The sequence below is a fragment of the Pseudoalteromonas sp. S4741 genome, assembly GCF_005886135.1.
GTDB lineage: Bacteria > Pseudomonadota > Gammaproteobacteria > Enterobacterales > Alteromonadaceae > Pseudoalteromonas > Pseudoalteromonas tetraodonis.
Window position 1 is genome coordinate 1 of record NZ_PNCN01000026.1, and the last position, 26566, is coordinate 26566.

Genomic DNA, 26566 nt, shown 5'->3' on the forward strand with positions numbered 1-26566 from the left:
GTTCAAGGTTCAAGGTTCAATAAGGATAGTATGATCAAACGCATCGCATGGGGAGTCGTGTTTTTATTTCTGAGTGTTTTAACACTGGGTTATGTATTTCGTATGCCTATAACTCAATGGGCTATAGCGCCAACTTTGAGCCAATCTGGCGTTGAACTACATTGTTTAGATTGGTCACTAAACTCAAATATTAGCTTAGACGTAAACCGATTATGTTTGACTTACCAAGGCCATCAAATTGAGCTTGGTGGAATTGTGGCTGATACAAAAAAAATAACTGTTGGCCGCGCTAATCTTCGTTTAAATGATAGCGAGAGTGTCTCAACAAGTAATAACTCCTTCAAAAAGCTGGCACTTAGTTTACCCAAAGAGCGGCCGAAAATTGATATCAAAAGATTGTTAATTACCCACCCACAACTTCATGATGAATTAGTGGTTAGCATTGGTGAAGAGAAGCTAAATACATTTGTGATTTCAGGTGATGCGATTGCAGAAGTAACAGTTAGCAATCATAAAATTACTGGTCACTTTAAGTTAGCAGATGGATTACTAACAAAGATAAAGCCGATACCCGCGCTTTCATTAAACAGTGGGCATGAGTTCACCTTTGATGGGTTATCCGTTGATATAAAATCAAACATAGATGCTGAGTTTACACAGCAGTTTAGTAAATGCCCAGTAACGCTAAAGGCTTTTGGTGATATGAATATTTACTATCACTTTAACGATAAAAAAGCCTTATTAAATACACAGCAATTAACCAGCTTGGTAACGTTTGATAGTGATTGTTTGACGCTTATAAGCAATCAATCACAGCGTGAATTTGTAGCCAAGCAGCTGCCGTTAAAATGGCAATTGATGCTTAGTGATACGGTAAAGTTTGAAAACGGACAACTTGTTATACCGTCAATGCTATTAAACACTAAAAATAGTGAAACGAAGCTCAGCCTGAAAAACCTAGCAATTAATATTCAGCAGCCGTTAGAGTATGCCAAAGGCAATATTAAGTTATTGTTTATCAGTGAAGACGTTGAGCATATAGAAATAGATGCAGCTTTAAATAACTTGGCTGTGAATGGCAACTACCAATTAAAAGTTGATGAGCTGCCTGGTTTTTTACCCGCATCAGCTAAAAAGGTAGCAAGCACAGGTCAATTTAAAATAGCGGATGTTTTACAACATAAAAAAAATGCGAAAATAACCAGCGAGATTGCTTTTGCTGAGCTTAGTTTTGATAAATTAACAGTAAAGGGCTACAAGGCACAGTTTACGACTGAGATTGACGATAAACAAAATATCAATGCAAGCTTGGATAGCCAATTACGCTCAGTGGCTTATGAGCAATACCAAGTGCGCGGTGTAAATAATCAATTATCAGCATCTTCTAGTTTGGCTGTTGGCGAATTATTTGTCGATTTAAACAGTGAAACTAAACTTACCCAACTTAACAGTGCTCTTTTAAACCTAAGTAATATTCGCATAAGCTCCAAAGGCCTGCAAAGTCGGGCGCTTCAAGCCTCACATCATGTATTTATTGATGGTGTTGAGTTGGTAGCCAGTCACCACATATCTGCTGTGGAACACCCATTTGAGATAACAGTTGCAGATCAAGCTGTGACTAAACTTAACCCTGTTTTACAGCAGTTTGAACCATTAGCCACGCTGACCGACGGTAGCTTTAATGGGGTTGTTCGCGGAGATGTTAATTTACAGCAGGCTGAGTTTGCATTTCAAGTAGAACAGGTAAGTGGCTTATACAACGATTATTTAGCTACGCATTTTAGCAGTCGCTTAACGGGTTCTTATGATTCAGGGCAGCTTAATGTGGCTCCTACTACATTTGAATTAAATGAGTTACGAGCAGGTGCTGTTGTGAGTAACATTGTCGGTAATTTTAGTGTTGAGAACTCTATTGCTCGCGCTGAAAAAATAACTGCTGATGTACTTGGTGGTCGTTTTGCTTTGGATAGCTACAAAGTGACTGAAAAAGCGCAGCAGTCTTTGGTCACATTTGAAAATATTGATGCGAGTAAACTTATTACCTTAGATGATAAATCGGGCATAACACTAACTGGTCGAGTGAATGGCCGCTTACCCGTTTACTTTGATCAACAAGGTATTTCGGTAAAATCTGGTGAATTATCTAACCAAGGAACAGGTAAACTAGTTATTACTGACAATGCAGCTTTTGATGCAGTTAAAGCTCAGCAACAAGAACTGGGCCCGATTTTAAGCTTGTTGGAAGATTTAGACATTCAGAGCTTAAACAGTAGTGTTGACTTAAAGCCTGACGGTTGGCTTTATTTAGGTGTAAACTTAAAGGGATACAATAAGGAACAGGCGCAGCAAGTTAACTTTAATTACAACCATGAAGAAAATGTTTTTACACTCTTAAGAGCATTGCGCTTAAGTGATGAAATTACTCAAAAAGTTGAACAAGAGTATTCAACAAAAGGAACTAAAAATGACTAAATGGCTGATAATACTTACAGCACTGGGGTTGCTTAGTGCATGTACGCACCGCGTTGAAGTGGCAGCGAAAGAGCCAATCACTATTAATTTAAATGTTAAGGTTGATCATGAAATTCGTGTCAAAGTAGATAAAGAGCTCGATAATTTATTTAGCGATGACAGTGAGTTATTTTAAGGAGCTAGAATATGAATATTAAAAATAAATTAAATATAGTAACCCTAATCAGTGCCGTTTGTATGTCATTTTCAGTTTGGGCTATGAGTTTAGATGAAGCTAAAAGCCAAGGCTTAGTTGGTGAAAACAGCTCAGGCTACCTTGGATTAGTTGTACAAAATACAGAAGCAAAAGCGGTTGTTGATGACGTTAACGAAAAACGTAAGGCACAGTACTTAAAATTAGCTAAAAAGAATAACTTGTCACTTGCACAAGTTGAGGCATTGGCAGCAGCAAAAACAATCGAAAAAACGCAAAGCGGCCATTATATTGAAGTAAATGGTAGCTGGGTCAAAAAATAAAGTTAATGGGTCAACTAAAGGTATTAAAAGCCGAGCTTATACGCTCGGTTTTTTACAGTTTTCTAATAATTGTTGCCAAAAATCAATGCCTTTTCGGCGTGCTAAGTTTATATTATGCTCAGGAATAGACTCAGGTTCGTCATAGTTTTCAAGTGCTTCACTCATACTTGCTTCACGAATTAGGTGCAAGGTAGGAAACGGTGCTCTATTTGTGTAGTTGGCCGGATCGGTTTCATCGCTATCGGCAAATACATAATCAGGGTGAAAATTTGCAATTTGATATTTACCTTCAAAGCCTTGTGCAACCAATAGCGCATTTGCTAAATCGACTAAATCTAAAAAGTCTTCAAAGTCACTAAAACCGTTATCGAACATGATTAGCGTGGTTTCTCGTTCGCGCTCGCGGTCAAGCTCGATACATTGCTCAAGCATATCCATTACAGCATCATCGATAGTATTGGCGTTACTTACAATGTAATGAATACAGTTGTTTTCGACTTCTTTACGGGCAAACGGGCAAAAGTTATATTTTACAATAACGGATGAAACCCATTCTCGGGTTTGGCTAATAGCTATGTTAGTCACTGTTTTAGCTCTAAGTATTGATTAATAATAGTGAGTGTTTTTTTTATGGCGCCTTGGTTTTTAGCAACACATTGCGCAGCTTTTGTGCCGAGCGTTTGGCATGCCTTTTTATTTTGGCTAAAGGTAATGAGTTGTTGTGCCAGTTCATCTGCATTTTCTACCACGCATGCCCCTTTGAGCTTTGTTAACTCAGGATAGACATGATCAAAGTTATACGTGTGAGGGCCTGTTATTACACCGACCGAAAATGCGGCTGACTCAAGCGGGTTATGACCACCACGACGAATCAAACTACCGCCAATATAACTAACACTAGCCGCGCCGTATAAACACTGTAATTCACCTAGCGTATCGGCAAGTAAAACGTGTTCGTTTTGGTAATTATTTTGGCTACGACGACTAAAGCTTAAAGTACTTTGTGTGAGTAGTTCAGCCACTTTATCAAATTGCTCGGGGTGTCGCGGGGCAATAATCAATAAAGCATCAGGCTGCTTTTTTAACAACTGCTGGTGGGCATCGAGTATTAATTCATGCTCTATAGGGTGAGTAGAACCTGCGACCCATATAAAGCGTTCTGCTTTTTTATAATATTGCTTTAAAGAGGCTACTTTATCGAGTTGTGTAGTGGTTGGGGTAATATCAAATTTTATTGATCCCGTTACATGGCTTTTTTCAGCAGGTAGCCCTAATTCAATAAAGCGATTTGCATCGGTTTTGTCGTGACTTGCAAGTGCGGTAATTGATTGCATGATACTGCGAGTTAGCTGGGCCACTTTTTCGTAGCCTTGCTGAGACTTTTCAGATAGTCGTGCATTAACTACCAATACAGGTATATTTTGTTTGTGCGCATTAGCCATTAAGTTCGGCCATAGTTCAGTTTCTAAAATACAGAGTAATTGCGGTTTTACTCGTTTTAAAAAGCGAGTGGTGGCCATTGGAAAATCAATGGGTAAATAACTAACAGCAACGCTTTGTTTAAATTGTGCGGTAACTTGCTCTCGTCCTGTTGGAGTATTGCAGGTAATTAAAATATTTAACTGCGGTTGTTCATGTTGTAGGGCTTTAATTAAAGGGGTTGCAGCTAACACCTCGCCCACAGAAGCACAATGAAATACAACTGGTTTGTTGTTTGAAAATAAAGCGCGGCTTATGAAGCCAAAACGTTCCTTAAAGTGAGCGCGATATCCTGCGTTTTTTTTACCTCTTAGTACATATAAGTAAAATACAATCAGTGGGCTAATAATAATTAATGCGAGTGAATAAAAAATGCGTGCCATACTGTTGCTTTGTATAAATGAAAGTGGCGCTAGTTTAGCGTGAAATCGTTTTTTTCTAAATACACAAATATAAAATAGCAACTTGAAAAAGGTAACAACGATAAAAACCTTCTTTATCTGAATAATAACTTTCTACCCGTACTTTAATTTAGTTATATAGAGGTGATTTGGCTATAAAATTATGGAATAATGAAATTAATTTTTCCTGCCATTTCAGTTCCAAGAGGAATATCTCATGTCAATTATAGATTCAGTGGCAACTAGCTACCTAGAAAGTTTAAATCGTCACCAAGTATTGTTCGAAACCATGGAGGCGTATCATCAAGAGGTAATGCAGTTGTTAGAAGCATGTCATAGTGCTTTACAGGCTGGTGGTAAGGTTGTTTGGTTTGGTAATGGCGGCAGTGCGGCTGATGCTCAGCATTTGGCTGCAGAGTTTGTGGTACGTTATAAGTTAGAGCGAGGACCGTTAGCGTCTATTGCTCTCACCACAGACACCTCTATTTTAACAGCGCACAGTAATGACTATCATTTTGACACAGTATTTGAACGCCAAGTTCAGGCGCTATGTAAACCTGAAGATATCGTAATTGGCTTAACTACATCGGGCACCAGTAATAATATTAATTTAGCGTTAGAAGCCGCTAATAAAATAGGAGCATTCACTGTTGCATTTACAGGTCGCGATGGAGGTAAAGTAAAAGACATCGCCAAGTTACCTATTATTATTAAAAATGATGAAACAGCCCGTATTCAAGAGGCGCACATGTTTATTGGCCATTGGCTGTGTGAAGCCATGGATATGGTTGTTGCGGAGCAGCAGTAATGGATTTATCGCTATTAAAAAACTTATCAGCAGCGCGTATTTTAGTGGTTGGTGACGTTATGCTCGACCGCTACTGGTATGGTGATTCTGGCCGTATTTCGCCGGAGGCACCAGTACCCGTTGTAAAAGTCAGTAAATTTGAAGACAAAGCCGGTGGTGCCGCCAATGTGGCTAAAAATATAGCCCGACTAGATGGCAAAGTGGGTTTACTTGGCCTAATTGGCGAGGATGAAAGCGGACAAATTTTAGAAAACATTCTAGAGGGTGAAAAAATAAATTCACAGCTTGTGAGTGTATGCGATTTGCCGACTATTTCTAAAATGCGGGTGATCAGTCGTCATCAACAAGTTGTGCGTTTAGATTTAGAAGAAACTTTTAACGAATCACATAGCCAGCTTTTATTAAATCGATTAGAGCTGGTGCTGAGTGATTACGACTTTATTGTATTTTCTGATTACAACAAGGGCTCACTCGCGCTAATCCAAAAAATGATTTCGGTTGCTAAAGATGCAGGTAAAACCGTGCTTGTTGACCCTAAATCATCTGATTTAGAGTTGTACCGTGGAGCTGATTACATAACCCCTAATTTAAATGAGTTTAAATTAGCGGGTGGTCAGGTTGGTTCAGAAGAGTTGCTTGCTAGCAGCGCGCGTACCCTGATTAGTGATGCGGGTATTAACGCCATGCTACTAACACGCTCAGAACAAGGTATGTCGCTAATTGATGCAACGCAAAAGCATGACTTTGCAGCGCAACAACTCGAAGTAAGTGATGTAACCGGTGCGGGCGATACTGTTATTGCTACATTAGCTGTAATGCTAGGTGCGGGTATGACCGCCAAAGATGCAGTCGAAATTGCTAATTTAGCTGCCGGTATTGCAGTAAGTAAATTGGGAGCGGCTACGGTTTCTCCAGAAGAGTTAAGCCGAAAACTGGGGCTATACTTACAAGCCACTGGCGAGCATTATCAAACCCCATTTGATGATGTATTACAACATATTGAATTTGCAAAGCAAAATGGAGAAACCATTGTATTTACTAATGGTTGTTTTGATATTTTGCATGCAGGCCATGTGCGCTATTTAGCGCAAGCTAAAGCGCGTGGTGATAGATTAGTGGTTGGTTTAAATAACGATGAATCCATTGCCCGTTTAAAAGGTCCTGAGCGCCCAATTAACCCATTAGATGAGCGTGCTATGGTTTTAAGTGCATTAGCCTCAGTTGATTGGGTTATTCCGTTTGGCAGTGAGGATGAAAATGACACACCAGCAAAGCTAATTGAGCAAATTAGCCCAGATATTCTTGTTAAAGGCGGTGATTACACTGTTGAGCAAATTGCTGGTGCCGAGCATGTGTTGCGTCATGGCGGAAAAGTAGAAGTGCTTGAGTTTTTAGATGGTTGCTCTACATCAAAAGTGATTAGCAAAATAAAAAGCTAGCTAGTTAGTGAAATAAAAAAGGGGGATAAACTTTGGTTTATCCCCCTTTTTTTAATACTTGCAAAACTAAAAGTTATATTCGAACTTTGCAAATGCAGACGTATCGTTTTCTGCTCCATCGTTATTAGAGGCAAGTCCGCCAAGGGTTAAGCGCCCCCCCATGGCAAGCATTCTGTAACGTACTTCAAGCTGTTTAGAGCTAAATGCTGTTTTGGTAATCGAGTTACCTAAGTCTGGGTTATTTGGGGATCTATCACGGTTGTCGCTGTTGTAGTCTACATCACGTAATTTTACTTGCCAGTCAGTTCCGCTTGAGAGTTGCCCAAGTACGGTTAATACCAGTGATTGCGCATCATTATCATAGGTAGAGCCGATAGGGCGACCATGGTAACGATACCCTGAATTATAAATACTGTGCTCATAGAAGCAGTTTTCAGTTGCTGATGTGGCAGAACACGCTACGCCGGTATCAGTGTATTCTAGGTTAAATAAAATATTCTGATTATAAATGCGAGTCGTGGTTTGTATTCCACCAAGATAACCTCTGTCTACTGGCTTAATACCGCCACTGGTATCTTCACCAATCGTGCTTGCATATACCGCATAAGGTTGATCAAACAAAGTGTCCGACCAACGAATATCAAAACCCGCGAGTTGATTACCTAAACGAGTAATGAGCTCGCCATCGCAATCATTAGTGCCATCAACACATTCACCTCCGCCGGTTATTAAATCAAAAAAGTCGCCTGCTGAACTGGGTTGTCCCTTGCCAGCCCATTGTGCTGACCAACTAAAGCCAATTTCTAATTGTTGAATTGGACGAAGATTTAAACGAGTACTCCATAATAATGCATCAGGTACAACTCGGGTTGATTCAAGCTTAGCCATTTGTGCAGTAAAGCTCCACTGACCAATCCAGCTAAGCCAAGGTGTTTCGAACGCGCTACTTTGTTCTCTGCTGAGACTTATTGCGGGAAGTGGCTTTGAATTACCAGACATAATTAAGCTGTTATCAACACCCGGCCCCCAAAATTGCTCAACGGCACCCGCTCTTACAATCCAATTACCCATACGATATGCTAAATAGCTGTCATCTAGAGAGGTATCATTGCAGTCAGTTAGTGCTTGCTCGTTTTGAGCTATATCATCAGTTGTTTTACCGTCGACTAAGCAGTTTTTGCCATCATTACGATGATTAATCGCTATTTTAGCTGCAAAGTTATGTCCTAAATAAGCGTAGGCAGCAGTTAACTCTGATTCTTGGCTATTGGTGGCACCAAAGCTAGTGGCTACAAGAGGATCTGAGCTGGCAAATGCCGAAAGCTGTACACTATGCGAACCGCTATTTTCTGACTTATAACGATGTTTTACACGTAATAACGCATCTTGCAGTTGAGGGGGTAATTGTTCTAACGAAGTATTGTTAACATCATTAATAAAGCTTTTCCACATTAATGGATATGTTGTTACTGGCGCTAAAATTATACCTGCATCGGCAAGCTGTTGTATATCTGCTCTAAGAGCATAGTCGTCAGGCTTTACCCAAGGTTCAGCATTTACGGTTGTCGTTACGGCACAAAAAAGCGAAGAAAGTATAAAAATTTTGTTTCGCAAAGCTCAGATCCTTATGATTGAAATTGCCGACAAGTTTAGCAATCTACGCTCTTTATTGCAGTAATTAAATCAGCCAAGATAAATTTAAAATACCACTATAGATTAAAACATTGTAGCTCTATCGGAAAAATGATCTCGTTGATATACTCGTTGCAAAGAAAAAAAAGAGATAGTAATGAGCAACAAACGACTTTTATTTATTCCCGTGTCATCGCCCGAAGGTATTGGTGAATATATGCGCTCGTTACAGCTAGCTAATACCCTTACCTCGGAGTATGACAATTCGTTAGATATTCATTTCATTTTAAATAAGCACACGGCTTATGCTAAAAACTGCCCATTTCCTACCTTATTGTTAAATCAATCGGCAACAAAAGAAAATACGCATGTATGTCAGTTCATTGAACAATACAAACCAGATATGGTGCTATTTGATTGCGCAGGACGAGCCGAACAAATGAAAGCGGCAAAAAAAGTGGGTGCTAAAGTTGTTTTTATTTCACAGCATGCAAAAAAGCGAGCAAAAGGTTTAAAGCTTAATAGAGCGGGCCTTATTGATACTCATTGGGTTGTTCAGCCTGATTACTGTATTGACCCTCTTTCGTGGTATGAAAAGCTAAAATTGAGCATGCTGCCCCTGGCTTACCCTGCTAATGTTGGGCCGTTTACAGTGTTTGCATCAGCACAGCAAAAATCCGATGCACTAACCCGTTATCACTTGAAAGAGAAAGAATTCTTTATTGTTAACGCGGGCTCTGGTGGGCATACAGTTAATGGCGTGAATTGCGCAGATTTATATTTTCAAGCAGGGCTTATTATTGCTAAGCAAACAGGCTTAAAAGGTGTAGTGGTATTTGGTCCTAATTACACTAAATCGTTACCTAAAAGCGATGAGTTAATTTGTTTGCCAAGCCAAGGGGGAGCTGAATTTTTAGCCTTACTAAGTCAGGCCAAGGTTGCATTATTAAGCGCGGGTGATACTTTACTCCAAGCTATTGCCTTGCAAACCCCCACAATTGCGTGTGCTATTTCAAAAGATCAAGGTGAGCGTCTTACCCGTTGTACTCGCACTGAAGTGGCTTATCAGGCACAGCTTGATATTGTTGATATAAGTGAAAAAGTGCAAACGTTACTTACAGAGTCTCGTTATAAATATATTATTGATAAGTATTCTACTTTAGAAACAATCCACAGTTTTGACATTATTACACAAGGTTTGAAAAACATGTTGTTTAATAAGACTCATTAGTTATTAATAATTTAGTTTTTAGGAGCTTGATTTAACAAGTTTTTTAGAATTCGAGCTTTTGGTTGTATTGATTGCGTAATGTTTGCCAATCGTTTTGCTGCCAATGAAAGTGGCTATTGCGGCTTTGCTCTTTTAAAAAGGAGCGTTGTAAGCGAGACATGTTGCTTTGTTGCCATTTTTTATTGGGCACTTTTATTTCGCCACGGTCAAAGTCGATAATATAAACGTCGCCAGAGTCATCAAATAAAATATTATTAATATTTAAATCAGCGTGATACACCCCTTTATTATGAAACTGGGCAATGGTTTGTGCTACTTTTTTTATCTCAATATCACTTAAGGGGCGCTCAATCAGAACATCTAATACACTTTTAGCGCCGCTTACTGCTTCAGTAATAATATCACCTCGGTAAATAAAACTATGTCGGCTCACTTTAGCTGCAATGGGCTTTGGTACATTTAAACCTAACTCTATTAATTGCGTCATTAAGCTAAATTCTTGATAAACACGCGTATGCTTTAGTCCCCAATATAAATATTGGTCACTAAGTAGCTTGCCTATGAGGCCGCCACGCCAATAATGGCGCAATACAGCCGTTAAATCTGCGTGTTTAAAAAACCAAGCAGTTGCACGCCCCTTTTTAGCGCCAACAATTTTTTGCTGTTGCTGCCAGAAGTCGGGGTTAAACCAATCTAACTCTATTTCGGTGCTATATTGAGGATGGCTCAAAATGACATGGTTATTTTTGACGTGTTGATTAAACATAGCTCATAGGATTCGCTTTAATATGTGCACATATTAACGTGTTTTAAGTCTAAGGATAAGTACTTGCAATGACGCGATTATAATTTAAGATCGGGTTTAACTATTTTACTCCCAAGGAAACGTGTGACTTCAGCGCCTACTTACACATCAATTTGTATTTTACGTCTTTCTGCTATTGGTGATGTATGCCATGCAGTGAGTGCGGTACAAGCAATTCAAAAAGCGCATCCAAATGCTAAGATCACTTGGGTGATAGGGAAGGTCGAGGCGATGCTGTTAGCTGACTTACCAGGCGTTGAGCTTGTTGTATTTGATAAAAAACAAGGTAAGGCGGCACTAAAACAGTTAAAGCAAACCTTTAAAGGGCAGTGTTTTGACGTACTGCTTAACATGCAAGTGGCTTTAAGAGCTGGTTTTGTCGCTCGCTGTATTCCTGCCAAAGTTAAAATTGGTTTTGATTGGGCTCGTTCAAAAGAGCTGCATAGTTTATTTATTAATAAACGTATTAAAGCCCAATCTCAGGCGCATGTTTTAGAGGGTTTTAAAGGCTTTGCTCAAGCGATTGGTGTTGATGATTATGTCCCTGTTTGGAATATGCCCTACACCGACAAAGATCAAGCTAAAGCTGATGAGCTGTTAGGTGACGATTATTTATCAACTAAGCTATTTGTTATTTCGCCAGCAGCAAGTAAAGCACAGCGTAACTGGTTAGCCGAACGCTATGCTGCGCTTGCGGATTATGCCAATTCGCAAGGTTTTAAAGTGGTGCTAACCGGTGGGCCTACTGAGCTGGAAATTAATTTAGCAAATAACATCATTAAACACAGTGATTCACCCATTCTGAACTTGGTGGGTAAAACAAAACTCAAAGAATTATTGTGCGTACTTAAGCGTGCAGACTTAGTACTGGCACCTGACACAGGCCCAGCTCATATGGCGGTGACCGTGGGCACACCGGTTATTGGCTTATATGCGCATTCAAACCCAGCGCGAACGGGGCCCTATTTATACCAAGATTACGTGGTTGAGGTTTATCACCAAAACTTATTAAAGCAAACTGGTAAAACCGCCGAGCAATTACCTTGGGGCACTCGGGTTAAGGGCGATGATTTAATGAGTCAAATAACTACGGATGCAGTAAAAGAAATGTTTGACCATGTTGTTAAAAAAGAGTCGTTATTATGAATGATAAACACACAAATAAGGCGCTTTTTTTAGACCGCGATGGTGTAGTAAATGTTGATCATGGCTATGTATTTAAAAGCGAAGAGTTTGAATTTATAGATGGTGTGTTTTCAACGTGTAAAGTATTTTATGACGCGGGCTATAAGATAATTGTTGTAACCAACCAATCAGGTATTGGTCGAGGTTATTACTCAGAAGCTGATTTTTTTGCCCTTAACACATGGATGAAAGCGCAGTTTAGTCATCATCAAATTGAAATTACTGATGTTTATTTTTGTCCTCATCATCCTAAAAATGCATTACCAGATTATTTAAAAGAGTGCGATTGCAGAAAGCCAGCGCCAGGAATGTTACTGCAAGGAATAAAAGATCATCATATTGACCCTGCACTTAGTGTGATGGTGGGGGACAAACGAGGTGATATGCAAGCTGCTATAAGCGCCAATATACGGACTAAAATATTGGTACGTTCTGGGAAAACAGTTGATGAGCAAGCCGTAAAGTCTGCTGACTATGTTTGTGATTCAATCAAGGAGCTTCCTGTTCTGCTTGCTGGTCTGATTTAGTGCATACCTCATGCCCGTAAACTGGCAGCTTTTCCTGCCAGTTAGCTAATTTACGACGAATGACAAACAGTGCAATTTGGCGCTTAAACTTTTACAATACTCGCATTATAAATAGCAGCAACGTGTCTGCTGTTTAACCCGTTCAACCAAATGGAGATCACAGATGAGAGCATCTGCTTTTTTTAGCCAATTACAACAGCAAATCGAAGACGTTAAAGCGGAAGGTTTGTACAAAAATGAACGTGTTATCACTTCACAGCAGCAAGCTCAAATTGAAGTGGCATCAGGTGATAAGGTTATTAACTTTTGTGCTAACAACTACTTAGGTTTAGCTAATAGCCCAGAGCTAATTGCAGCTGCCCAACAAGGCTTAGATGACCATGGTTTTGGTGTTGCGTCTGTGCGTTTTATTTGTGGTACCCAAGATATTCATAAAACGCTTGAGAAAAAAATCAGTCAATTTTTAGAAACTGAAGACACCATTTTGTATTCATCATGTTTTGATGCGAATACGGGCTTGTTTGAAACTATTCTAGGTGCAGACGATGCGATTATTTCTGATTCATTAAATCATGCTTCTATTATTGATGGTGTACGTTTATGTAAAGCAAAGCGTTTCCGTTATGCAAATAATGATATGGCAGATTTAGAAAAGCAATTAATTGCAGCCGATGAAGCTGGAGCTAAAACTAAACTAATTGCTACTGATGGCGTGTTCTCAATGGATGGCGTTATTTGTAATTTAGAAGCCGTGTGTGATTTAGCCGATAAATATGACGCGCTTGTTATGGTTGATGACTCACATGCCGTTGGTTTTGTTGGCGAAAATGGTAAAGGTACACCTGAGTACTGTAATGTACTCGACCGTGTCGATATTATTACCGGTACCTTAGGTAAAGCGCTTGGTGGAGCTTCTGGTGGTTACACTTCAGGTAAAAAAGAAATTGTTGAGTGGCTTCGTCAGCGTTCACGTCCATACTTATTCTCAAATTCATTGGCGCCTTCAATCGTAACGGCGTCAATCAAAGTGTTAGAAATGCTTGAAAATGGCGGTGAGCTTCGCGCTAAGCTATGGTCAAACGCTAAATACTTCCGCGAGCAGATGGAAGCGGCAGGCTTTACTTGTGCAGGTAAAGATCATGCGATTATTCCTGTGATGCTGGGAGACGCCAAAGTAGCGTCACTTATGGCTGATAAGCTTTTGGCCGAAGGGATTTATGTAACTGGCTTTTCATTCCCTGTTGTACCAAAAGGTCAGGCACGTATTCGTACCCAAATTTCTGCAGCGCATAGCAAGGAACAGCTTGATACAGCCATTGCAGCCTTTACCCGTATTGGTAAAGAGATTGGTGTTATTTAATTTTCTTGTTAAATCGCGGCTAAAGTCGCGATTTTTTAATTGAGTGTGGATTATGAAAGCATTATCAAAGTTAAAAGCAGAGCCGGGCATTTGGATGACAGATGCGCCAAAGCCTGAAGTGGGTCATAACGATCTGTTAATTAAAATTCGTAAAACAGCCATTTGTGGTACCGATGTTCATATTTATAAGTGGGATGAGTGGGCACAAAACACTATTCCTACGCCTATGGTGGTTGGCCACGAATACGTGGGTGAAGTAATTGACATGGGCCAAGAAGTTCGCGGTTTTGAAGTTGGCGACCGTGTTTCGGGTGAAGGTCATATAACCTGTGGTCATTGTCGTAACTGTCGTGCTGGACGCGTTCACTTATGCCGTAATACAACCGGTGTGGGTGTTAATCGCGAAGGTGCATTTGCTGAGTACTTAGTGATCCCAGCATTTAATGCATTTAAAATTCCAGATAACATTAGCGATGAACTTGCCTCTATTTTTGACCCGTTTGGTAATGCAGTACACACGGCTTTATCGTTTGATTTAGTGGGTGAAGATGTATTAATCACCGGTGCAGGCCCTATTGGTATTATGGCTGCAGCTGTAGCTAAACATGTAGGTGCACGTCATGTGGTTATTACCGACGTAAATGAATACCGCCTAGACTTATCGCGTAAAATGGGCGCAACGCGTGCTGTAAACGTTGCAAATGAAAAGCTTGAAGATGTAGCTAAAGATCTAGGTATGACCGAAGGCTTTGATATTGGCTTAGAGATGTCAGGTGTTCCTAGTGCATTTAATGCCATGTTAAATAACATGAATCATGGCGGCAAAATTGCCATGTTAGGTATTCCACCTTCAGATATGGCGGTCGATTGGAATCAAGTAATTTTTAAAGGCTTAGTGATCAAAGGTATTTACGGTCGTGAGATGTTTGAAACTTGGTACAAAATGGCCAGCTTGATTCAATCAGGACTTGATTTAAAACCAATTATTACTCATCAGTATTCAATTGATGACTTCCAAGCTGGCTTTGATATGATGATTTCAGGCCAATCGGGTAAAGTAATTCTTAACTGGGATTAATTATCCCCTTGTTAAGAGAATTAAAGGCGGCATTTGTCGCCTTTTTTGTAATTATAAGAGAGTACTATGGCATTTAAACATATATCAATCGCACAAACCCTCAAACTACTAGACAAAGAGGATGTAGTGATTGCCGATATTCGCGATCCTAATTCGTATCAGGCAGGGCACATTCCAGGTTCTGAAGCACTTTCAAATGCAAATATCGCCCAATTTATGATGGAAAAAGAGTTTGACCAGCCGATTATTATTGTTTGTTATCACGGCATGAGTTCACAAGGTGCTGCCAGCTACTTAGTAGAGCAAGGCTTTGAAGATGTTTACAGCATGGATGGTGGTTTTACTGCATGGGAAGCCGCTTACAAGGATAAAGTAGCACGATGATAGAGCTAGGCAGTCTAACTAACCCCCGTGCTGCACAGGGCTTTATAGATTACCTAAAAAGCCAAGGGCTTTCAGGGCAAATTCGTACTGAGGATGGCCATACGCTTGTTATTAGTGTGGCACCTGAAGACTTTCATGCAGTGCAGCCTTTATGGAACGAATTTGCTAAAAACCCTAATCATGAACGTTATCAACAAGCATCATGGCAAGTAGGTACTACGCAGTCACCGTTAAAGTATCAAGGGCAGTCGCTTAATTTAGTTGCCCGTTTTAAAGCCTTAAGCTGGCTTAATCAAGGTATTAGTATTCTCAGTATCGTTGTTTATGTTGCCTTTTTATTTGGTGCGTTTGAGCCTATTTATATGGCGTTGCAGTTCAATCCTGCGTCACCACTTACCTGGTTAACACCTGCTATTGTGCATTTTAGCGCTATGCATATTGTGTTTAACTTAATCTGGTGGGTATCGCTGGGTGATAACATTGAAAAGCAATGTGGTAAATCGAGTCTAATCGGACTTTTTTTAGTTACCGCTTTAATAAGTAATTGGGCACAGTACTTAATGGTCGGTCCTAACTTTGGTGGGCTTAGCGGTGTTGTATATGGGTTGTTAGGCTTTTGTTGGATTTACAGCACCCTTAACCCTAAACAGCCTGCACTGGTTACAACCGCAATTGTTGGATTTATGCTGGTATGGTTAGTACTTGGTTTTGCAGATGTATTATTTGTTGGAATGGCTAATTGGGCACACTTAGGTGGGCTCGTTAGCGGTATGGCTTTTGCCTATACCGCTCAGCTTTTTAAAACAAAAAGTGCCTAATGATATAAATATTTAGTAAATAACAGGTCTCGGATTATTTCTTGGCCTGTTTCTTCCTTAAGTAAGCTTTTTAGTTTTTCTGCGCTTTTAAGGCGTATTTGCTCGCGTCCTGTTAAAGACTTTATTTTGTTTTCATGCTCTTTAGATAATATCTCAACTAACGCATCACGAAGTAACGGCGTGTGGTGTTCCACGATTGCAATATCTGATGTTTTATTTAGCATTAAATCTACCGTGACGCGAACGTAACCCATTTTTTTACTCGATGGACCAATGTAATTAGTAATAATGTCTGGCTCAAACCCAAAATAACCCACAGTAGACTCAGCACGTGCTGATAAGCTAGTTAGGCTGACTAAAAGAATAAAAAGGCCTGTAAATACTGTTTTTTTCATTTCAAAAGCGTTTCCGTAAACTGGTTACAAATAGTTTATACTTATTAATAAATAAGATACAGCAAGATGCTGTTATTTGTTGAGCTATGTAAAGGCCCTCTATACTCAAGTTTGGGATAGGCAATAGCGAGAGTCAAATGTTGATTAGCTTTTTATAATAACAGGGTGTGCTTGGTAGTAAGTAAATCGCGCTTTTTCAAATCTCTTAGCAATGTTATGATCTTGCTGATTTTTATCAAGTAGAGCTATTGTGATTACGTTTCCTCTTTCTTTATCTGCTGATTGGCAGAGTACCGCTCAAGTCAGTGGCTTATCTAGCGCTGAGCAAGAGTGGTTATTTGAACCGCATTCTTTAACGGCTAAATTAAAAAGCCAGTCTCAGCGTTTTGCTGTAAAAGTGTTGAGTGAGCAAAAAGTTAACCTCTCGCAACCTCAGCAAGCTTTATTAAGTAATGAGGTGAACACTGTACTTAACCGTGAAGTTTTATTGTTGTGTGATGACAAACCGGTTGTATATGCTCAAAGCTGGTTGCCAATATCAAACAACAATACAAATAATCAGCTGCATAATATGGGTGAACGTCCGTTGGGTGATGTTATATTTCAAGACCCTGCGTTAAAGCGTACTGATATTGAAATTGCTCGCTTTGATGATAACCACTCATTGCAATCACTGGTGAGCGAACTTAATTTACCCATACACATATTATTAGGGCGACGAAGCGTGTTCTCTTTGCATGACTACAAATTTTTAGTTTGTGAAGTTTTTTTACCAGGAGCCTATTTATACTCATGAAACTAGCCCCTTTATCGGTAAACCATGTACCGTATTACGTTCAGTTAATGCGAATAGATAAGCCCATAGGCACCTTATTATTACTTTGGCCAACTTATTGGGCGCTGTGGATAGCAAATGAGGGGATACCAAGCCTAACAAACTTCATTGTGTTTACCCTTGGGGTAATAGTTATGCGCAGCGCAGGATGCGTTATCAATGATTTTGCTGACAGAAAAATAGATGGCTCAGTAAAACGAACCTGTCAGCGCCCTTTAGCAACTGGGGCTGTGAGTAGTGGGGAAGCAATTAGTTTGTTTTTGCTGCTGGTTAGCATCGCTTTTATTTTAGTAATAATGCTAAATACCAATACTATCTTGTTATCGTTTGGGGCGCTTGGGCTCGCGTTTTGTTATCCCTTTATGAAACGTTACACACAACTTCCACAGGTTGTATTAGGGGCTGCTTTTGGTTGGGCAATTCCTATGGCATTTATGGCATCAACAAACTCGTTGCCTGTGCAGGCATGGCTGCTATTTATTGCCAATATTTGCTGGACGGTGGCTTACGACACTATGTACGCCATGGTTGATAGAGATGATGATTTAAAAATAGGAGTAAAATCAACCGCTATTTTATTCGCCAGTTATGACCGCCATATTATTGGGTTGCTTAACATTATATTCTTAGTATTAATGACATTGATCGGCTTTATTAACCAAGTTGGAGCAAGCTTTTGGCTAGGGTTAGCGGTTGCTGCGGCTTTATTATTGTATCAACAGCGTTTGATTCATTTACGTCAACGAGATGCCTGTTTTAAAGCGTTTTTGAATAATCATTATGTGGGACTTACTGTATTTATAGGCTTATTATTTTCTTACCCCGTTTTTTCTTAACGGGGTGGGTCGATAATACCACTAATTGACGCATTTTTTCTGAACCAACCAGCAATCGAATAGCGGTTATCAAAAGCCGGAAGTACTTCATGCACAAAGCGTTCGCTTTCAAATAATACCAAAGTGCCTGCCGTGGGTTTTATAACCACTTCTATTTCTTTACTTTTAGGCTTGTAAATAACCAGCTCCCCGCCTTTCTTAGGAGAGTTTAAGTACAATACGGTGGTAAAAACTCGATTTGAACGACCTTTGAACGCATCTACATGTTTTTTGTAAAAATCACCCTGCGTATACTTTGCATAGTGACACTCATAATCAAACAAGCCCATGAAAAAGTTACGATTAAGGGTAGTGCGAACAGCTTCCATTATTTGTTGATAGCTAAGCTGTGCATTTGAGCTGCCATCAAACCAGTAGGTTTTATCTTTACGAACGGAGTCATCAATTTGTAAATTGTTTAATCGTCCAATACCGGCAAGGCTAAAGTGAGGATTTATTCTATAGCAATCAGCCATCAACTCGGATATTAAGTCACTATCAATGGCGTTTTCAATAATGGCATAGCCATGCGTTTCAATGTGCTCTAGGTAAATTTCAGCAGCTGTAAAGTTTTTCATTAACGCTAGTCATAATATAAGGGAGCGTTAGTGTAGTGAAAAAAAACTTTAATGCCACTAATTTATAGTTGTTATAAAACGCATGGAGTCATTTTTTATGCTCTAGAAACTTTCTTAATTAGCGAGAGTAGGTGGTCAACATGCTCACCTGCCTCTATCTGCTGGCTTGTTTGCACCACAAGTTGTTCATGGCTAATATCGTTATTCGTTTTAAGCTGGATTAAGTTATGGTTTTCTGCCACAGAGCTGGTGTGTTCAATACCGGCAATGGCAAAATGATCTGACTTTTCAAGTCCAGCCATTACCTGAGCAATACTACCTACTTTAATCGTTGAAGCTTTATTTAGCGAGTCTATTACTTCATTAAGCATTGATTGCACTTGTTTTGACTGTGAAAAACAACTGAACATTGGATAGCTTTCGAGCTCTTTTTTACTAATATCGCTTTTATTTGCTAAAGGATGTTGTTTTGAACAAAATAAAATAAGCTGATCAGGTAATTGTATGTCGCTACCAATACTATTGACTATTTGCGAGCATACACTAATGTCTATTTCACCTTGAAGTAACTTTCTATGAAGCTCAGTTTTATTTTGTAGCTGCATTTCGATTTTAATGTGAGGATATTGGCTTAAAAATTCACCGCAGGTAATTGGTACTATGCTGCTGGTTGTTGTGGTGTAACCAATAACTAACTTTTTCTCTTCAGTGCCATTAATTGACTGAAAAGCGCGATGCTTTATTTGCTCTAGCTCATTGAGGGTATTTTTTGCAAAGTCGAGGAAAAGTTCGCCTGCTTGAGTTAATTTAACCGAGCGAGTAGAGCGGGTAACAAGTTCGTAGCCAAGCTCTGTTTCAAGAGTTTGAATACTACGAGTTAACGCAGATGTGCTAATTTGGGTTTGTTCTGCAGCTTGCCTAAAATGACGAAGTAGGCCAAGCGCTACAAACTGTTCTAATTGTTCAAATCTCACTATACAGTCCTTTTTTATAGGTAAGCTAGGGGAATTGCAGATTAAATACTGACTTTATATCCCTACAGATCAGTTGAAATAATGTTTTTAACCACCTCCTTAGATTAACTTTCTTTTCATCGTATTTAAAGAGAATAGTTGCTAAAAGTTGTTATACCTTTGGGTAATGTTAAATAACTGTAGGGTTTTATTATTGACCAAGTTTATGCAATTTTATAACAACTTTACTAAAGTCTCGATTGGTTAATTGCTGTTTTTGCTTTTAGGGTTAGGCTCAATAAAGTTTTTACTAACTCGGTTACTTAAAGGCTTATTTTCAATGTTTTGTAATTCAATTTCTATGGCATCACAAGAAATATGAATTTCAAATAATGAAGTAAGCAAAGATAAGCTCAAGCAGCTTAAACTGACCCCAAATAAAATAATACCCGTGGTATTAAATTCTATAAATAATGCAAACATAGATAGCGTACATAATAAAAAAGCAGCCACTCCGTATACTTGCATGGTCCTTATTAGTTTTATTCGCTTTCTAAGGTTGGTTATTTGCGCCACCACAACAGGACGAATAGACTCACCTTCACGGGCATTCAGTTCTCGTATTAGTTGCGCTAGCACTAAAAATCGGTTTGTATAGGCGAGTAACAACAACGAGATTGCTGGAAAAAGTAAACCTGGGGTAGTTAGCGTCATAATGTGTCCTTAAATCATATTATTTGCTTTAGGTTACGCAGGCAAATTGTACACATAAAGTAAATGAGGTGGATATTGCAAAATATTAATAATAGCGATTCAAATATAACATCATTTGATTGGGTTACGCTTTATAACGCAGAAAATAGTTTAGAGGCCAATATAATAAAAGGACTGATTCTTAATGCGGGAATTGAGTGTCAAATTAAAGGTGAAATGCTGCAGGGTGCTATTGGCGAGATCCCGTTTGAGCAAACACAAGTAAGTGTGCAGGTTTATGCGATAAAAGAGCGCCATGCACGTGAAATATTGGTAAACTATCAGCAAGTAAAACAATCCGCTCCAGATTGGGTGTGCCCTAACTGTAATGAGCATAATGGATCAACATTTGATTTTTGTTGGTCATGTGGGACTTTAAAGAATGACAAAAGCGAATAATTTTCAGCGTATTAGAGAATTAAATTACCTACAAAAAGCGGTATTGGCCAGTGCGTTAATAGAGCGTATGTTGCCTAATTATGGGCTATTTAGTGAGGCTACCGGCTTTGGCGATGAGGTTATTTTACGCAATGCTTTAAATGTATGTTGGGAAAAAATACTCTTTCCTAAAAGTAAAATTGACTTAGAAAAGCAAGTTGAAAAAATAGAGCCTAATGTACCTGAACTTGCTGATTTTGATATGTTTGGTACTTACCCTGCCATTGACGCTGCAACTTCATTATTGAGCTTAATGCATGGCCTTTTAGCACAAGATGAGCAAGAGTTTGTTAATGTGAGTAAAATATCGCAGGCTACTGTGGCTCGCTTTATTGAGTATCAAATGACGGTTGAAGGGGATGTTGCTGATAATAAAGCAGTGCGTGAACACCCACTAATGCAATACGAAATAGAGGTATTAGGTGAACTAATTGATTTTGTAGAGGCAATGGGGCGTATTACTGCTGAAAATGTAAAAGCATTGAAAAAGCATGTCCTTGCTGATGGCCAAACTAACATTGGTTTAGCACTTTAAGTTATTTGTTTTAAACACCTTGTTAGGTGGCAGGAGAATCAACAATGCGAATTTTAGGCATTGAATCATCATGCGATGAAACTGGTATTGCTATTTATGATGACGAAAAAGGGCTGCTAGCCCATCAATTATATAGCCAAGTAAAAGTACATGCAGACTATGGTGGTGTAGTACCTGAGCTTGCATCTCGCGATCATGTACGTAAAACATTGCCGCTTATTGATGCGGCATTTGCACAAGCGGGTTGTGGACCTGAAGATTTAGACGGTATTGCCTACACGGCAGGGCCAGGTTTAGTAGGGGCTTTGTTAGTAGGTACCTCAATTGGTCGATCTTTAGCGTATGGCTGGGATATCCCAGCGGTTGCAGTGCACCATATGGAAGGGCATTTATTAGCGCCAATGCTTGAGGAAAACGTCCCCGAGTTTCCATTTATTGCCTTACTGGTTTCTGGCGGTCATACCATGATGGTAAAAGTTGCTGGTATTGGTCAATACGAAGTATTGGGTGAGTCGGTAGATGATGCTGCAGGTGAAGCATTTGATAAAACGGCTAAATTACTTGGGCTTGATTACCCTGGCGGTCCTCGTTTAGCTAAAATGGCTGAACAGGGTGTTGCTAAGCGGTTTGTTTTTCCGCGTCCGATGACAGACAAACCTGGCTTGGATTTTAGCTTTAGTGGCCTAAAAACCGCCGCTTCAATTGCTATTCGTGAAAACGACAGTGACGAGCAAACTAAAGCAGATATTGCTCATGCATTTCAAACAGCCGTTATAGATACTTTAGTAATTAAGTGTAAGCGCGCATTAAAACAAACCGGTATTAAGCGCTTAGTAATAGCCGGTGGTGTAAGTGCTAATACGCAACTACGTTTGCAACTAGAGCGTGTGATGCAAGGTATGAAGGGCGAAGTGTATTACCCTCGTACTGAGTTTTGTACTGACAATGGTGCAATGATTGCTTATGCTGGTATGCAGCGTTTAAAAGCAGGGCAGTTTGCTTCGCTTGATATGAAAACTAAACCGCGCTGGCCAATCGATAGCCTAGAAGCAATATAGTTAACCAGAACTTAGGTTATTTATTACTTCTTATCATCTGTAGGGGCTTGTTTAGTTCCTACTTTTGGTTCTTCCCCCTTAAATAAACGCACAATATTAGTGCGATGCCTAATAATGATCAGTAGCGTAATAAAGGTTACCGGTAAGGTATATAACGGTTTTATCCACCATGTGTATAAAGGGGCTAGCGTAACGGCCACTAACGCGGCAAGTGATGAGTAACGAGTAATTGCGACAATCAGCAACCAAGTACCAATCAATAACCCTCCTAAAGAAAGCCCTATCGGTAGTAACGAGCCAAATGCAGTTGCAACCGCCTTACCGCCCTTAAAACTAAAGAATAACGGGTACATGTGCCCTAAGCATGCTGCAACGGCGATTAAACCAAGCTCTAATGGCTCAAGTTTTAAAAAATAAGCGCCCCAAACAGGGATTGTGCCCTTTAAAATATCGAAGACTAAAACTAAGCATGCAGGAAGTGACCCGCCTGAGCGGTAAACATTGGTTGCCCCTGGATTATTGGAGCCATGCGTGCGTGGATCGGGGAGTTTGAATAGCCGCGACACTAAAATGGCCGATGAAATCGAGCCGAGCAAATAGGCTAAAACAAACATTAAAATGACTAACACGCGCTTCCTTATTTTTTAATCATTACTTTTAAGCTATTATTGGCGTCAAAATTTACGGGCTTCTTAAATTACTCGCAATTTTGTAATTATTCTATTGTAGAAGTAATTTTAGTATATTTAAACACTGATTAAAGTATATACAGTATTAATTTGATTGATACAATATGTAATTAACTCAGTGACTTGTTACAGTCATTTGGAGTATCAATGGACAAGGTATTTATATCACAATTGCATGTCGAAACGATTATCGGGGTGTATGATTTTGAAAAGAAAAGTAAACAAAGCCTGTACTTTGATATTGAAATGCTAAGCGACATCAAGCCCGCAGCGCAAAACGACGATATTAACTTGGCACTGGATTACGCTAAGGTAAGTGAGCGTGTTATCGAACACAGTACGGCTAAACCGGTAGAGCTTTTAGAAACACTGGTAGAGCAATTAGCGCAAATCATTTTAACCGAATTTAATACCCCGCAAGTGACAATAAAAGTAAGTAAGCCCGCTGCAGTTGCACAAGCGCAAACCGTCGGTGTAGAAATAACGCGTAACAAGGCTATTGCTTAAATGGCGCAAATATTTATTAGTTTAGGGTCAAATATTAATAAAGCAGAGCATATCAGGCGTGCTTTAGTGGCGTTAAATAAACACTTTAAAAATCCCCAACATTCTTCGGTATTTGAAAGTGAAGCGGTGGGTTTTGCCGGTAATAACTTTTACAACTCCGTACTTGCTGCCACTACCGATATGGCGCTTGAAGATGTGTGTGCGTTATTAAAACAAATAGAGCGCGATAATGGTCGCAAAGCAAATGATAAAAAATTTAGCCCGCGCACCTTGGATCTCGATTTACTCTTTTACGATGATGTCATTTGCGAGAGCCCAGCTCAACTACCACGTAACGAAATTACCAAAAATGCCTTTGTATTACAGCCTTTAGCAGAGGTAGCTCCTGATTTTTATCATCCGGTAGCAAAACAAACGATTGCCCAAATATGGAATGCATATAACAACCCTCAACAAAAACTATGGAAGGTGGAGTTTACTAACCCATGAGTATTATAGAAATAATTGTTTTAGCCTTGATACAAGGATTTACAGAGTTTTTACCTATTTCAAGTTCAGCCCACTTAATTCTTCCTTCACAAATCTTAGGTTGGCAAGATCAAGGTTTAGCCTTTGATGTCGCAGTGCACGTTGGCACTTTAATCGCTGTTGTCATTTATTTTAGAAAAGAAGTTGTCGATATATTGAGTGCGTGGTTTAAATCATTTGGCCAACAAGGTGCAACAGATGACAGCAAACTAGGCTGGTGGATTATACTGGGCACTGTACCTGCAGCGTTATTAGGCTTATTACTAAAAGATGTTGTTGAGCTGTACCTGCGCAGTGCCTGGGTTATAGCTGCTACGACTATTATTTTTGGTTTATTACTTTGGTACGCTGATGCCAAAGGTAAGCAAATGAAAACAATTTACCAGCTTAACTGGAAAACAGCGTTGCTTATTGGCTTTGCTCAAGCGGTGGCTATGATCCCAGGAACGTCTCGCTCAGGCATTACCATGACAGCGGGCTTATTGCTGGGCATGAATAAACAAAGCGCTGCGCGCTTTTCGTTTTTACTCGCAATCCCTATTATTTCTATGATGGGTCTTTACTACACAATAGAGTTGGCTTTAGGCGACCATGTAGTTGATTGGAACACTTTAATTTTAGGTGTCGTCCTTTCATTTTTATCAGCGTACGCTTGTATATTCATGTTCTTAAAAGTGATTGAACGAATGGGTATGCTGCCGTTTGTAATTTACAGACTTTTACTTGGTGTTGGCTTAATTGTATTTTTGACGCTGTAATTTAGCTTATTACCAGCAAGCCCTCCTACTTAGGTAGGAGGGCTTTTTTATTTTTTAGCGCTGTTTTAGCATCAATGAATTGACGAGACGCACATAGTCATCAAGCCTAAAATTTGGCATTATAACGCCATTAAACTTCACAGACGTGCGAAGTACCAAAGGATTAAAAAGTTATGCATATTCATATATTAGGCATTTGCGGCACCTTTATGGGCGGTATTGCGGCCATTGCTAAATCGCTTGGTCATAAAGTGACAGGCTCAGATCAAAATGTTTACCCACCGATGAGCACTCAACTTGAACAGTTAGGCATTGAGCTAACCCAAGGTTACGACATAAAACAGTTAGAGCCTACGCCTGATATGGTGGTTATTGGTAATGCTATGAGCCGTGGTAACCCGTGTGTTGAATATGTACTCGATAAGAGCCTGCCTTATACTTCAGGACCTGAGTGGCTAAAACATAACTTATTACAAGACTCTTGGGTACTCGCTGTAGCAGGTACTCATGGAAAAACGACCACAGCAAGTATGCTTGCATGGATATTAGAATATGCGGGCTTAAAGCCAGGGTTTTTAATTGGTGGTATTGTGCAAAATTTTGGCCTGTCTGCTCGAGTCGGTGAAACGCCATTTTTTGTAATAGAAGCCGATGAATACGACACTGCATTTTTTGATAAACGCAGTAAGTTTGTTCATTACCTGCCGCGTACACTGATTTTAAATAATTTAGAATTTGATCATGCTGATATTTTTGAAGATTTAAATGCGATTAAAAAACAATTTCACCATTTGATACGTACACTACCGCAAAGCGGGAAAGTATTGTGGCCAAAAGATGATGAGGCTCTGAGCGATGTTATAGCAAAAGGGCTGTGGAGCGAGAGCGAAACATTAGGCAATGATTGGGATTATCAGCTACTTAAAGCGGATGGTTCTCAATTTAATGTGTTATTAAACACTCAGCTGCAAGGTGTAGTTAACTGGCAGGCAATTGGTGAGCATAACGTTAAAAATGCCATGATGGCCATTGCAGCAGCGCGCCATGTAGGAATTGCTATTGAGCACAGTATTGCGGCTTTAGGCGAATTTATCAGCCCAAAAAGGCGTATGGAGCTTAAAGCGGATATAAATAACATTAAAGTGTATGATGATTTTGCCCATCATCCTACCGCGATACAAACAACGCTTGCGGGGCTGCGCGCCAAAGTGGGCAATGACAAAATTATTGCGATTTTAGAGCCGCGTTCTAACACCATGAAAATGGGAGTTCATCAATTTACATTGCTAGACTCATTACGCGATGCGGATGAGGTGCTACTGTTTGAACCAGAAAACTTAAGCTGGTCGCTCAAGGAGCAAGCAGAAAAAGCCGGTATGCAGTGTTTTGATTCTACAATCGCCATTATCGAAACAGTGCTTGAAAGTATTGAGCCAAATCAACATGTTTTAATTATGAGTAATGGTGGTTTTAATGGCCTTCATCAACAACTTGTTGATGGCTTGGCCGATAAATACAGCGGAGAATAA

General features: G+C 39.7%; 30 protein-coding genes. 21 read left to right on the top strand and 9 right to left on the bottom strand.

The features are described from left to right. Window positions 1–30: 30 nt before the first annotated feature. The 3 genes from CWC30_RS04290 to CWC30_RS04300 are packed head-to-tail and all read left to right on the top strand — an operon-like array spanning window position 31 to window position 2988. On the top strand, window positions 31–2472 hold the full coding sequence (locus tag CWC30_RS04290; RefSeq protein ID WP_138626520.1) for an intermembrane phospholipid transport YdbH family protein: 2442 nt from the start codon (window positions 31–33) through the stop codon (window positions 2470–2472). Beyond that, window positions 2465–2647 (top strand): YnbE family lipoprotein, encoded by a 183-nt coding sequence (locus CWC30_RS04295; protein WP_008468221.1) that lies wholly within the window; start codon window positions 2465–2467, stop codon window positions 2645–2647. The genes CWC30_RS04290 and CWC30_RS04295 overlap by 8 nt, the downstream gene beginning before the upstream one ends. 11 nt (window positions 2648–2658) lie before the next feature. After that, window positions 2659–2988 carry a YdbL family probable chaperone protein gene (locus CWC30_RS04300; protein ID WP_008468219.1) on the top strand — a complete coding sequence of 110 codons (330 nt, stop codon included), beginning with the start codon at window positions 2659–2661 and terminating at the stop codon, window positions 2986–2988. Between the two features lie 36 nt (window positions 2989–3024). On the opposite strand, the gene CWC30_RS04305 is transcribed toward CWC30_RS04300, so the two are convergent. Together CWC30_RS04305 and waaA are read right to left on the bottom strand one after the other, a co-directional pair. Next, complete coding sequence (locus CWC30_RS04305) at window positions 3025–3573, bottom strand: DUF1415 domain-containing protein (protein ID WP_008468212.1); 549 nt, start codon at window positions 3571–3573, stop codon at window positions 3025–3027. After that, a complete protein-coding gene (waaA, locus tag CWC30_RS04310) occupies window positions 3570–4850 on the bottom strand; it encodes a lipid IV(A) 3-deoxy-D-manno-octulosonic acid transferase (RefSeq protein WP_076923179.1) in 1281 nt (426 codons plus the stop codon). Before waaA ends, CWC30_RS04305 begins: the two co-directional genes overlap by 4 nt. Window positions 4851–5085: 235 nt before the next feature. On the opposite strand from waaA, the gene CWC30_RS04315 reads away from it, so the two are divergent. Together CWC30_RS04315 and hldE are read left to right on the top strand one after the other, a co-directional pair. Next, entirely contained in the window at window positions 5086–5676 is a 591-nt protein-coding gene (locus tag CWC30_RS04315) for a D-sedoheptulose-7-phosphate isomerase (protein WP_008115583.1), read from the top strand. Then, window positions 5676–7115 (top strand): bifunctional D-glycero-beta-D-manno-heptose-7-phosphate kinase/D-glycero-beta-D-manno-heptose 1-phosphate adenylyltransferase HldE, encoded by a 1440-nt coding sequence (hldE, locus tag CWC30_RS04320; RefSeq protein WP_138626521.1) that lies wholly within the window; start codon window positions 5676–5678, stop codon window positions 7113–7115. Before CWC30_RS04315 ends, hldE begins: the two co-directional genes overlap by 1 nt. 66 nt (window positions 7116–7181) lie before the next feature. Here the strand turns inward: hldE and CWC30_RS04325 are convergent, their stop codons facing one another. Further along, entirely contained in the window at window positions 7182–8729 is a 1548-nt protein-coding gene (locus CWC30_RS04325) for a capsule assembly Wzi family protein (RefSeq protein ID WP_138626522.1), read from the bottom strand. A 175-nt stretch (window positions 8730–8904) separates the two neighbouring features. Here CWC30_RS04325 and CWC30_RS04330 point away from each other — a divergent pair, with 175 nt between their 5' ends. Beyond that, window positions 8905–9978 carry a hypothetical protein gene (locus CWC30_RS04330; protein ID WP_036979816.1) on the top strand — a complete coding sequence of 358 codons (1074 nt, stop codon included), beginning with the start codon at window positions 8905–8907 and terminating at the stop codon, window positions 9976–9978. Between the two features lie 43 nt (window positions 9979–10021). On the opposite strand, the gene CWC30_RS04335 is transcribed toward CWC30_RS04330, so the two are convergent. Next, complete coding sequence (locus tag CWC30_RS04335) at window positions 10022–10744, bottom strand: 3-deoxy-D-manno-octulosonic acid kinase (RefSeq protein ID WP_138626523.1); 723 nt, start codon at window positions 10742–10744, stop codon at window positions 10022–10024. Between the two features lie 123 nt (window positions 10745–10867). Between CWC30_RS04335 and CWC30_RS04340 the strand changes: the two genes are divergently transcribed. The 6 genes from CWC30_RS04340 (at window position 10868) to glpG (ending at window position 16135) form a co-directional block, all read left to right on the top strand. Next, the gene (locus CWC30_RS04340; protein ID WP_138626524.1) at window positions 10868–11929 is read left to right on the top strand and encodes a glycosyltransferase family 9 protein; all 1062 of its coding nucleotides are present in this window, start codon (window positions 10868–10870) and stop codon (window positions 11927–11929) included. Continuing rightward, window positions 11926–12495 (top strand): D-glycero-beta-D-manno-heptose 1,7-bisphosphate 7-phosphatase, encoded by a 570-nt coding sequence (gmhB, locus tag CWC30_RS04345; RefSeq protein WP_138626525.1) that lies wholly within the window; start codon window positions 11926–11928, stop codon window positions 12493–12495. The genes CWC30_RS04340 and gmhB overlap by 4 nt, the downstream gene beginning before the upstream one ends. A 163-nt stretch (window positions 12496–12658) precedes the next feature. Further along, complete coding sequence (locus CWC30_RS04350; protein WP_036979809.1) at window positions 12659–13855, top strand: glycine C-acetyltransferase; 1197 nt, start codon at window positions 12659–12661, stop codon at window positions 13853–13855. A gap of 52 nt (window positions 13856–13907) precedes the next feature. Then, window positions 13908–14933, top strand: coding sequence for an L-threonine 3-dehydrogenase (gene tdh / locus CWC30_RS04355; protein WP_138626526.1), 1026 nt, complete (start codon window positions 13908–13910; stop codon window positions 14931–14933). Window positions 14934–14999: 66 nt separating this feature from the next. Continuing rightward, window positions 15000–15317, top strand: coding sequence for a thiosulfate sulfurtransferase GlpE (gene glpE, locus CWC30_RS04360; RefSeq protein ID WP_138626527.1), 318 nt, complete (start codon window positions 15000–15002; stop codon window positions 15315–15317). After that, window positions 15314–16135 carry a rhomboid family intramembrane serine protease GlpG gene (glpG, locus tag CWC30_RS04365; RefSeq protein ID WP_138626528.1) on the top strand — a complete coding sequence of 274 codons (822 nt, stop codon included), beginning with the start codon at window positions 15314–15316 and terminating at the stop codon, window positions 16133–16135. Before glpE ends, glpG begins: the two co-directional genes overlap by 4 nt. Here glpG and CWC30_RS04370 read toward each other — a convergent pair. Continuing rightward, complete coding sequence (locus CWC30_RS04370; RefSeq protein WP_138626529.1) at window positions 16132–16530, bottom strand: flagellar basal body-associated protein FliL; 399 nt, start codon at window positions 16528–16530, stop codon at window positions 16132–16134. The two genes, glpG and CWC30_RS04370, sit on opposite strands and share 4 nt — an antisense overlap. 250 nt (window positions 16531–16780) lie before the next feature. On the opposite strand from CWC30_RS04370, the gene CWC30_RS04375 reads away from it, so the two are divergent. Then, complete coding sequence (locus CWC30_RS04375) at window positions 16781–17326, top strand: chorismate--pyruvate lyase family protein (protein WP_036979802.1); 546 nt, start codon at window positions 16781–16783, stop codon at window positions 17324–17326. Beyond that, window positions 17323–18201, top strand: coding sequence for a 4-hydroxybenzoate octaprenyltransferase (ubiA, locus tag CWC30_RS04380; protein WP_138626530.1), 879 nt, complete (start codon window positions 17323–17325; stop codon window positions 18199–18201). Before CWC30_RS04375 ends, ubiA begins: the two co-directional genes overlap by 4 nt. Here the strand turns inward: ubiA and CWC30_RS04385 are convergent. The 3 genes from CWC30_RS04385 to CWC30_RS04395 form a co-directional block, all read right to left on the bottom strand. After that, a complete protein-coding gene (locus CWC30_RS04385; RefSeq protein WP_069438529.1) occupies window positions 18198–18818 on the bottom strand; it encodes a 2OG-Fe(II) oxygenase in 621 nt (206 codons plus the stop codon). The genes ubiA and CWC30_RS04385 overlap by 4 nt on opposite strands. 95 nt (window positions 18819–18913) lie before the next feature. Continuing rightward, window positions 18914–19792, bottom strand: coding sequence for a LysR family transcriptional regulator (locus tag CWC30_RS04390; RefSeq protein ID WP_138626531.1), 879 nt, complete (start codon window positions 19790–19792; stop codon window positions 18914–18916). A 243-nt stretch (window positions 19793–20035) separates the two neighbouring features. Then, window positions 20036–20485 (bottom strand): DUF2721 domain-containing protein, encoded by a 450-nt coding sequence (locus tag CWC30_RS04395; protein ID WP_054201982.1) that lies wholly within the window; start codon window positions 20483–20485, stop codon window positions 20036–20038. A 63-nt stretch (window positions 20486–20548) separates the two neighbouring features. Between CWC30_RS04395 and CWC30_RS04400 the strand changes: the two genes are divergently transcribed. From CWC30_RS04400 to tsaD, 3 genes are read left to right on the top strand one after another with little or no spacing between them, the layout of a single operon-like run. Further along, a complete protein-coding gene (locus tag CWC30_RS04400; RefSeq protein ID WP_374275697.1) occupies window positions 20549–20923 on the top strand; it encodes a putative signal transducing protein in 375 nt (124 codons plus the stop codon). Further along, window positions 20907–21497: a YjaG family protein gene (locus tag CWC30_RS04405; protein WP_036979791.1), complete on the top strand. Its 591-nt coding sequence runs from the start codon at window positions 20907–20909 to the stop codon at window positions 21495–21497. Before CWC30_RS04400 ends, CWC30_RS04405 begins: the two co-directional genes overlap by 17 nt. Before the next feature lie 44 nt (window positions 21498–21541). Beyond that, a complete protein-coding gene (gene tsaD, locus CWC30_RS04410) occupies window positions 21542–22555 on the top strand; it encodes a tRNA (adenosine(37)-N6)-threonylcarbamoyltransferase complex transferase subunit TsaD (protein WP_036979790.1) in 1014 nt (337 codons plus the stop codon). Between the two features lie 23 nt (window positions 22556–22578). On the opposite strand, the gene plsY is transcribed toward tsaD, so the two are convergent. Continuing rightward, a complete protein-coding gene (gene plsY, locus CWC30_RS04415) occupies window positions 22579–23184 on the bottom strand; it encodes a glycerol-3-phosphate 1-O-acyltransferase PlsY (protein WP_069438532.1) in 606 nt (201 codons plus the stop codon). Between the two features lie 207 nt (window positions 23185–23391). Between plsY and folB the strand changes: the two genes are divergently transcribed. From folB to mpl, 4 genes are all read left to right on the top strand, one after another. Beyond that, the gene (gene folB / locus CWC30_RS04420; RefSeq protein ID WP_036979785.1) at window positions 23392–23751 is read left to right on the top strand and encodes a dihydroneopterin aldolase; all 360 of its coding nucleotides are present in this window, start codon (window positions 23392–23394) and stop codon (window positions 23749–23751) included. Beyond that, window positions 23752–24240: a 2-amino-4-hydroxy-6-hydroxymethyldihydropteridine diphosphokinase gene (gene folK, locus CWC30_RS04425; protein WP_138626533.1), complete on the top strand. Its 489-nt coding sequence runs from the start codon at window positions 23752–23754 to the stop codon at window positions 24238–24240. Further along, window positions 24237–25037, top strand: a complete 801-nt coding sequence (locus CWC30_RS04430) for an undecaprenyl-diphosphate phosphatase (RefSeq protein WP_138626534.1) — start codon at window positions 24237–24239, stop codon at window positions 25035–25037. Before folK ends, CWC30_RS04430 begins: the two co-directional genes overlap by 4 nt. A 173-nt stretch (window positions 25038–25210) precedes the next feature. After that, window positions 25211–26566 (top strand): UDP-N-acetylmuramate:L-alanyl-gamma-D-glutamyl-meso-diaminopimelate ligase, encoded by a 1356-nt coding sequence (mpl, locus tag CWC30_RS04435; RefSeq protein ID WP_138626535.1) that lies wholly within the window; start codon window positions 25211–25213, stop codon window positions 26564–26566.